Origin of the sequence: Terrabacter terrae, assembly GCF_039529575.1 — a bacterium.
Taxonomy (GTDB): domain Bacteria; phylum Actinomycetota; class Actinomycetes; order Actinomycetales; family Dermatophilaceae; genus Terrabacter; species Terrabacter terrae.
In genome coordinates this window covers 1-8,204 of sequence record NZ_BAAANB010000011.1, presented here as the reverse complement: position 1 = coordinate 8,204, position 8,204 = coordinate 1, and the positions used below count along the sequence as shown (strand labels likewise).

General features: G+C 72.0%; 7 protein-coding genes. 3 read left to right on the top strand and 4 right to left on the bottom strand.

What is annotated here, in order from left to right:
- Together ABD194_RS08535 and ABD194_RS08530 are read left to right on the top strand one after the other, a co-directional pair.
- The coding region (locus ABD194_RS08535; RefSeq protein ID WP_425579965.1) for a metallophosphoesterase family protein at positions 1-581 on the top strand (581 nt) is incomplete at its 5' end.
- Between the two features lie 152 nt (positions 582-733).
- Entirely contained in the window at positions 734-2,101 is a 1,368-nt protein-coding gene (locus ABD194_RS08530; RefSeq protein ID WP_343990100.1) for a ferredoxin reductase family protein, read from the top strand.
- 58 nt (positions 2,102-2,159) lie between these two features.
- Here ABD194_RS08530 and ABD194_RS08525 read toward each other — a convergent pair whose 3' ends face one another.
- The 4 genes from ABD194_RS08525 to ABD194_RS08510 form a co-directional block, all read right to left on the bottom strand.
- The gene (locus tag ABD194_RS08525) at positions 2,160-4,175 is read right to left on the bottom strand and encodes a phosphocholine-specific phospholipase C (protein WP_343990097.1); all 2,016 of its coding nucleotides are present in this window, start codon (positions 4,173-4,175) and stop codon (positions 2,160-2,162) included.
- 121 nt (positions 4,176-4,296) lie between these two features.
- Entirely contained in the window at positions 4,297-4,419 is a 123-nt protein-coding gene (locus ABD194_RS08520) for a PNPOx family protein (protein ID WP_343990094.1), read from the bottom strand.
- 76 nt (positions 4,420-4,495) lie between these two features.
- The gene (locus ABD194_RS08515) at positions 4,496-5,665 is read right to left on the bottom strand and encodes a S53 family peptidase (protein WP_343990091.1); all 1,170 of its coding nucleotides are present in this window, start codon (positions 5,663-5,665) and stop codon (positions 4,496-4,498) included.
- A 229-nt stretch (positions 5,666-5,894) separates the two neighbouring features.
- On the bottom strand, positions 5,895-6,743 hold the full coding sequence (locus ABD194_RS08510) for a hypothetical protein (protein ID WP_343990088.1): 849 nt from the start codon (positions 6,741-6,743) through the stop codon (positions 5,895-5,897).
- A gap of 120 nt (positions 6,744-6,863) precedes the next feature.
- Here ABD194_RS08510 and ABD194_RS08505 point away from each other — a divergent pair, with 120 nt between their 5' ends.
- Positions 6,864-8,123: a M48 family metalloprotease gene (locus ABD194_RS08505; RefSeq protein ID WP_343990085.1), complete on the top strand. Its 1,260-nt coding sequence runs from the start codon at positions 6,864-6,866 to the stop codon at positions 8,121-8,123.
- The last annotated feature ends 81 nt before the right edge of the window (positions 8,124-8,204 follow it).

Genomic DNA, 8,204 nt, shown 5'->3' with positions numbered 1-8,204 from the left:
ACTACGGTTCGCCGGAAGCCAACGGCTACTTCGCCTACTTCGGCCCGCGGGCGGGCGACCCCGACAAGGGCTACTACAGCTATGACCTGGGCGCATGGCACGTCGTCGCGCTCAACTCCGAGTGCGCCCACGTCGGCGGATGCCAGCAGGGATCGCCGCAGGAGCAGTGGCTGCGCGCCGACCTGGCGGCCCACCCGACGCGCTGCACCTTGGCCTACTGGCACAGGCCTCGCTACTCGTCGGGCAACCACGGCGCCGACGTCGAGATGGGCGATCTCTGGAGAGCCCTCATGGCCGCCGACGTCGAGGTGGTCCTGAGCGGCCACGACCACGACTACGAGCGGCTCGCGCCGCTCGACGACGACGGTCAGCCGAGCGCCCAGGGCGTTCGCTCGTTCGTCGTGGGCACCGGGGGCGACACCCACTACAAGTTCCAGCGACCGGTGGCCGGCAGCCAGTTCCGTCTGGCGAGCACCTACGGCCTGCTCAAGCTGACGCTTCACGCCACGTCGTACGACTGGTCGTTCCTGGCATCGCCGGGAGGAGCGGTGATGGACTCGGGCAGCGCGCAGTGCGCGTGACCTGTTGACCCGCGGCCATCCAGCCGTGGGAGCGGCCGCCGTCGGGGCCGGGACGCGGTCGACGGCGTCCGCTCGCTGGTCGCGGACGCGTCCGGGCGGGTACGTCAGGGGCGCTGGCGCAGTGCCGCGCGGCTGGAGCGGAAGGGTGGAGCATGGCGGTCCAGACCTCGCTGCGGCACCGCACTCCCTATCGCGGCTCGCACACCGTCACACGGGTGGTCGGGCCCGCCTCGATCGCGGCCCTCGTGACTGCCTTCGCCGCGCTCTGGGCGGCGACCCGGCCGGGCGGAGACGTCGGCCCGTTCGTCGGCCAGCTGCTCGGAGCCGAGGGCGTCCTGCTCATGTCGGTGGGACTCGTGCTCATCAGCACCCTGCGCTGGGTGGAGCAGTTCTTCGACGGGGTCGACAAGGCCGCCGTGTGGCATCGCCGCGTCGCCATCGCCGGCACGGCCCTCGTCGGCGTCCACATCGCCACGACCGGGAACCGCCACCCCACCCACCTCGGCCCGACCCTCGGCACGATCGGCATCGTGGGCCTCGCGACGCTGACCGTGTGGGCCATCGCCCCGCGGTGGCGCTCACTCACCCCTCGCCGGCTGCGCCGGCCGGTGGAGTGCCTCATGGAGACGTCCGCGGTCCAGGTCGTCGGGCGGTGGGTCGGCAGCTACGGCCTGTGGCGTGGGTTCCACCGGCTGACCGGCATCTTCCTCGCCTTCGGCTTCGTCCACGGGGTCATGGACTCCACCGTCTTCGGCTCGCAGCTGCTGCGCTGGTCCTATCTCGTGGTCGGTGGTGTCGGGATCGCCTTCTACCTCTACCGCGAGCTGCTGGCTCGGCACTTCGCCCACACCCACGACTACGAGGTGTCGTCGGTCGAGCCCATCGGCGACGCGTCCTTCGAGATCTGGCTGCGCCCCCTCGGGGAGCGCTTCGCCTTCCGCCCGGGGCAGTTCGCCCTGGTCAACCTCGAGGCCCGTGACGGCTGGCACCGCCACCCCTTCACCATCGCGAGCGGCCCGCAGGAGAAGGAGGTTCGCATCACCGTGCGCGCTCTCGGCGACTTCACCTCGAGCATCGGCGAGCTCGTCGCGCCCGGCATGCCGGCCGTCATCAGCAGCCCGCAGGGACACTTCGACTACACGCGCGGCACCGAGCACCAGGTGTGGGTCGCCGGGGGCATCGGGGTGGCACCCATGCTCAGCTGGCTCCGCTCGGCGCAGCCCGGCGGGCTGCCGCACCGCGTCGACTTCTTCTACAGCGCCCGCGGGCCCGCTCCCCTCGCCGACGAGGTCGCCCACCTCGCGGGCCATCACGACGAGCTGCGCCTGCACCTCGTCGACACCCGGACCGACCCCCGGCTCACGGCCGAGGGGGTCCTGGACCGGGTGGGCGTGGAGCCCCGTGCGGTCTCGGCGTTCCTGTGCGGGCCCGAGGCCATGGTCAACGCGCTGCAGCGCGACCTCGTGCGCGCCGGGGTGAAGCCCGCCAACGTCCACCGCGAGTTCTACAACCTGCGGTGAGCCCTCGCGGGGCGAGGACCCCGCCGGTCGCCCGACCGCCCGACCGCCGCGCGAGAGCTCAGCCGTTGCCGCGCCCCAGCGCCGGCTCGCTCACCGAGGGCCGGCCGTTCTCGAGGTGCCCGGCGAAGGTGCGCAGGAAGCTGGTCCCGTCGACCACGACCGTCAGGTCGTACCAGCCGCCCGTGCCCGCCGTGTCGATCGTGGTCGGGCGTCGTCCGACACGGCTTCGCCCGCCGTATGCGTTGACGACCGTCACGTCCACGCCGCGGGGTGCGTCGACGTGGACGGCGACGCGGTGGCTGCGACCCTCGCGACGCAGCTCGACGCGTACGTGCTCGGGAGCGGGGCCACCCGCGAACCGGCGGAAGAAGCCGTTGGGCCCGTGCAGCTGGATGTCGTACTCTCCTGTGACCGGCCACGTGGCGCGCAGCTCGTCGCCGGCACCCACGGTGTAGCTGTGCGGCGGCCCGGCTGGCTCGATGAGGCGAGCCTGCACGTGGACGCCGCGGCGCCCGCGGTTGTCGAGGTCGACGGTGATGGCGCCGGCGGTCTGGCGCTCACGCACCTCGAGGTCGTAGCCCAGCGGACGGGCGGGACGCGTGCCGGGCTCCTGGCTCGGCATCGTGCCCTGGGCCGGCGGAGTCGGGCGGTAGCTCGGGTGGCGCTTGTCGTCGAAGGGCTTCCAGCTCGTGGTGCTCGGCAGGGACGGGACCTCCTGGACGGTCTTCGAGAAGTCGAACGCCGAGGTCAGGTCGCCGGCGACGGCGCGGCGCCACGGCGTGATGTTGGGCTCCTTGACGCCGAAGCGCGTCTCCATGAGCCGGATGACCGACGTGTGGTCGAAGGTCTCGGAGCAGACCCAGCCACCGGTGCTCCACGGGGAGACGACGAACATCGGCACGCGGGGTCCCATGCCGTACGCGCCCGGGCCGTACTTCCCCTCGTAGAACTCGTTGTCGGTGCGAACCGTCGAAGCACCCGGGATGGCAGGCGAGTTCGCATGCGGCGGCACGAGGTGGTCGAAGAACCCGTCGTTCTCGTCGTACGTGATGAGCAGGATCGTCCTGGCCCACACCTCGGGGTTGGAGGTCAGGGTGTCGAGGACCTTGGAGATGTACCAGGCGCCGTAGTTCGTCGGCCAGTTGGAGTGCTCGCTGAAGGCCTCCGGGGCGGCGATGTAGCTCACCGAGGGCAGCGTGCCGGCCTCGACGTCCTTGCGCAGCAGCTCGAAGTAGTCCTGGCCGTCGCGGGCCCTCGTGCCGGTGCGCGCCTTGTCGTGAAGCGGCGAACCGGGGGCCGCGTTGCGGTAGCTGTTGAAGTAGAGCAACGAGTTGTCGCCGTAGTTGCCGATGTAGGGGTCTGAGGTCCAGCCCCACGAGCCGGCGGCGTCGAGGCCGGTGCCCTCGTCCTGGTAGACCTTCCACGAGACGCCGGCCCGCTCGAGCCGCTCCGGGTAGGTGCGCCAGTCGTAGCCGAGCTCGTCGTTGTAGAGCACCGGGCCCCCGCCCTTGCCGTCGTTGCCGGTCCAGCCGGTCCACAGGTAGTAGCGGTTGGGGTCGGTGTTGCCGATGAAGGAGCAGTAGTACGCGTCGCAGACCGTGAACGCGTCGGCGAGGGCGTAGTGGAAGGCGGCGTCCTCACGCTTCAGGTACGCCATCGTCGTCGTCCCCTTGGCCGGGACCCACCCGTTGTACTGGCCCTTGGCGACGGCCGCCTGGCCGTCGGTCCAGCCGTGCGGCAGGCCCTCGAGGAAGGCCGCGCCGAGGTCGTCGGCGCTCGGGTGGAACGGCAGGATCTCCCGCGTGCCGTCGGACTGGTGCCACACGTTGCGCCCGCTGGGCAGCTGCACGGGGTGCGGGTCGCCGAAGCCGCGGACGCCGCGCAGGCTGCCGAGGTAGTGCTCGAAGGAGCGGTTCTCCTGCATGAGGACGACGATGTGCTCGACGTCCTTGAGGGTGCCGGTCGCGCGGTTGGCGGGGATGGCGGCGGCGCGGGCGATGCTCTGGTCGAGCATCGTGGCAGCGGCGGCGCCGCCGGCGATCTGGAGGAAGCGGCGACGGTCGAGGTTGACCATGGGGGTTCTCCTGGGGGGAGTGCGTCGGGGAGCGTCCCCAACGTCCTCCTCCGGGGCGAACGTGGCTCGGCGCGGAGGTGACGGGCGCGCGAAGTCGTGGTCAGCCCTTGGTCAGGTCTCGTCAGCGGCGCGTCATGAGGACGACCGGGATGACGCGGTCGGTCGTGTTCTCGTAGCCGGCGAAGCCCGGGTAGCGGCGCTTCTGCTCCTGCCAGACGGGGTCGCGCTCCTCCGGTGTCAGCACCTCTCGGGACCCTACGCGCTGGGCGTGCAGGAGGGGCCCGCCACGAGACGAGCCCCTCCTGTGTCGGCGCTGGGGATCAGAACGAGCTGGTCCCGTTCGGGGTGCCGAGGCCGGTCGGCCCGTCCCAGCCGGTGCCCGACGTGCACCACACCGACGTGGTGCACGAGCCGTTGGTGCCGGTGATGACGTCGTTCAGGCCCGAGGTGTGCCCCCAGGTGTAGGAGGCGGGGTAGCCGGCGGTGTTGCCCGAGAGGGCGTACACGCTGCCGATGATGGGCGACGAGGCGCTGGTGCCGCCGTAGACCTGCCAGCCCTTGCGGCCCTGGTAGGACGTCGAGTCGTAGACGGCGACGCCCGTGTTCGGGTCGGCGACGGCCGAGACGTCGGCGTTGGCCTTGCCGGAGCACTGCGTCGCGGACGTCTGCCACGACGGCTTGGCGTTCAGCGTGGAACAACCGCTGCCGGCGCCGCTCCACGCGCTCTCCGTCCAGCCGCGCGCAGTTCCCGAGGCCTTCTTGAGGCTGGTCCCGCCGACCGCGACGACCGTGCCGAAGGAGGCCGGGGACTCGATGCCGTAGCCGTTGTCACCGGTGGAGGCCGTGATGGCGATGCCGGGGTGGTCGTAGGCCGCGGTCGACGCGGAGTCCGAGCCGCCGTAGCTGTTGCTGATGGCCGAGACGCCTTGCGTCGCAGCGTAGTTCACGCCGGCACCGAGGTTGGCGAACGAGGCGGAGCTGGCCTCGACGAGCAGGATCTTGCAGTCGGGGCAGGCGGCCGAGACCATGTCGAGGTCGAGGCTGATCTCGGTGGCCCAGCCGGCGTCGGTGCGCGGGTGGCTGGTGCCGCCGGTCTGGTTCACCTTGCGGAAGCACCCGTTCGCGGTGGTGCAGGCCGGCAGGTTGTACTGCGAGCGGTAGGTCGCGAGGTCGGCCTCCGCCGTGGGGTCGTCGTAGGCGTCGACGATGGCGACGGTGCGGCCGCCGCTGGCAAGGCCTGCCAGGCCGTAGGCCGACTGGATGTCGGCCGGACCGTAGCCACTCGGGGTGGCGGTGACCTGCGGCTTCCCGCTGGCATCGACGACGACCATGGCGTGGCAGCCGGCCGTTCCGGGCACCGGAACGGCGCACACGTGCGCTGCCCGGTGGGCGGAGCCCGTCGGTGAGGGCTGGGCCACGGCGGACGTGGTGCCGACCATGAGCATCAGGGCGCCCGTCGCGGCAGCGAGGGAGAGAGCCGAGCGTTTCACAGAACCTCCAGGGTGGGGTGAGGACGCCCGGCGCAGCGTCAGTTGGTCACGACGCCGCTCCGCAGGCCTCCCTACCCGGTTCGCGTGCCGTGTTTGGGACGGTACGGGAGGTTCGGTAAAGCGTTGGCCAGTCTTTGGGCAGAGTTGTCCCGATCATCCCGATGGGTGGTTCTGTGCCGGGACGTGCCGGATGGCGAGGCGGTCAGGCGACCACAGGCAGGGTGGGCTGTCAGCGCTCCTGCTGGAGATGCTCCGCGACCACGTGCCAGGCATGATCACGTTCGTCGGGTGCCCACCGACTCCCGGACAGGGCCACCTGGGCCAGCCGGTCGCCGGCGGCCAGGAAGGCGACGTCGACGAGGCCGGTGTCCGTCCCGACGGTCGACGTGCGTACCTCGACGCCGTCGATCATCCGCCCTGCGGTGGCCGGGTCGCACGTTGCGTATGCGTGGCGCTCGAACGTCACCGCGCCCGCTGGGTCGCCGGTCGCGAGGGTGTACTCGGCGTAGGTGAACGCGCGCTTCGGTGGCCCGGCGCCCCGGCCGTCCCCGGTGGAACGGGTCACGGCGGCCGACGCTCCCTCGACGATCCTGACCTGCGCCGCGCCGAAGGTGAGGAGGAACTCCGTCGGGTCGGGCACGGCCCACGTCGTCGCCTCCCGGCAGCTGAACCTCCTCCTCAGCGTGGTGCGGCAGGTCGGGTCCGACGCGTCGCGCCCGGGACTGAGGAGGCGGACGCTGACCACGCCGGGGAACGCCCCGGGGAACAGCTGCGGGCCCGGCAGGGTGCTGCGGCGCGCGTCGAGCCGCTCGTTCACGCACTCGGCGGCCTCGGGCACTGCGGTCATCCCGTCGATGGTGGTCAGGGCCGGCGCGGGGCTGGTGGCCGGTGGGATGCCGACGTACCCCGGGGGCGTTGCAGCGGTGCAGGCCGACAGCATCGCCGTGGCGGCGGCGAGGCCGGCACACCGGGCGACTGCGGCCGTGGCGGCCCGCCTGCCCGTCTCACGCGCACGGAGGAGTCTGCCCAGCCGCGAGGTCGGGCGGCGTCCGGGCCGCGAGTCGACGCCGTTGCCCACCCGTCCAGCCTAGGCGGCCTGTACGGGGGTGTACCTCGTCCCTCCTTGGCGACGTGGGCTCAGCGGCCGATTGCGATGAGGGCGACCATGGGAGCGTCAAGGCACGCGAAGGAGCCAGCCGTGGACGCAGGAGAGTGGTCGCTGGCGGCGCTGGCAGCCCTTGCGGGCGCGCTCACCGTCGCCACGCTCATGCTCGTGCCCTGGCGGTTGCGCAGCCCGACGCGCGCCGCTCGAGAGGCAGTGCTGCGCCAGGTGCCGGCCGGCGTCGTCGCGAGAGGTCGGGCCCTACGTTCCGCACTGCGTCCCAGCTCCTACGCTTCCCTGGTCACCGGCCTGGTGGCGCCCCTCCTGCTCGGGCTCACACCCGCCGGAGCAGCGATCGTCCGCTGGGTCGCCGAGCCGTTCGGCAGCCACTGGCTGGCTCAGGCGGTGCTGGGCGGCCTGGCCGTCCTCGCCGTCCCCTGGCTCGCGACGCTGCCGTTCGCGGCGTGGCGCCATGTCGTGGTGCGCCGCTTCGGGCTCTCCACCCAGAGCTGGGGCGGCTGGACGGCGGACCTGCTCAAGGGCGGAGGACTGGCACTGGTCCTCGGGGGCGTCCTGCTCGCCGGTTTCTACACGTTGGCCCACGTCGCGCCGGACTGGTGGTGGGCTTGGGGCGCGGTGGGGGCCGGCGCCCTCGTCGTGCTGCTGTCCTTCGTCTTCCCGGTCCTCATCGAGCCGGTGTTCAACATATTCACGCCCATGCCCGCCGGAGCGCTCCGCGACGAGCTGTTGGTGATGGCGGCTCGGGACGAGCTGCCCGTGCGGGACGTGCTGGTCGCGGACGCGTCACGACGCACGACCGGTCTCAACGCGTACGTCTCGGGCTTCGGGGCGACCCGGCGCATCGTCGTCTACGACACCCTCCTGCGGGAGGCGCGCGCGGGGGAGGTGCGAAGCGTCGTCGCGCACGAGCTGGGTCATGCCAAGGCTCGCGATCCCGCGACGGGCGCCCTGCTCGGGTCTGTCGGCGCAGCAACTGCCGTCGTCTCCCTGTTCGTGCTGGGCCAGTGGGATGGATTGCTGCATCTGGCAGGGGTCGACTCCATCGGCTCGCCAGAGGCCATCGGCCTCGTCGCGGCCCTGGCGGCACTGGCAGGACTGGTCACACGCCCGCTGCAGAACCTCGCCTCCCGTCGGGTCGAGGCTCGCGCCGACCAGCACGCTCTTGCGCTGACCGGCAGCCCCGCGGAGTTCGCCGCCACCCAGCTGCACCTCGCCGCCGTCAACCAGGCGGATGTCCATCCGCCCCGGGCGGAGTACGTCCTGTTCGCCACCCACCCCGACACGGTGGGACGACTCGCGGCTGCACGCGAGGCCGGCTGGCGCGGGACTGCCTGATGGCCGACATCGATCCGAAATGCATGCGGAAATGCGACAACCCCGCCGGTTGCCCGGCGGGGTTGTCGTGAAAGTGTGTCC

What these genes read in the sequence shown, in the direction of transcription:
- ABD194_RS08530 (WP_343990100.1), top strand. Translation starts at nt 734, where the DNA reads ATGGCGGTCCAGACCTCGCTGCGGCACCGCACTCCCTATCGCGGCTCG.
- ABD194_RS08525 (WP_343990097.1), bottom strand. Translation starts at nt 4,175, where the DNA reads ATGGTCAACCTCGACCGTCGCCGCTTCCTCCAGATCGCCGGCGGCGCC.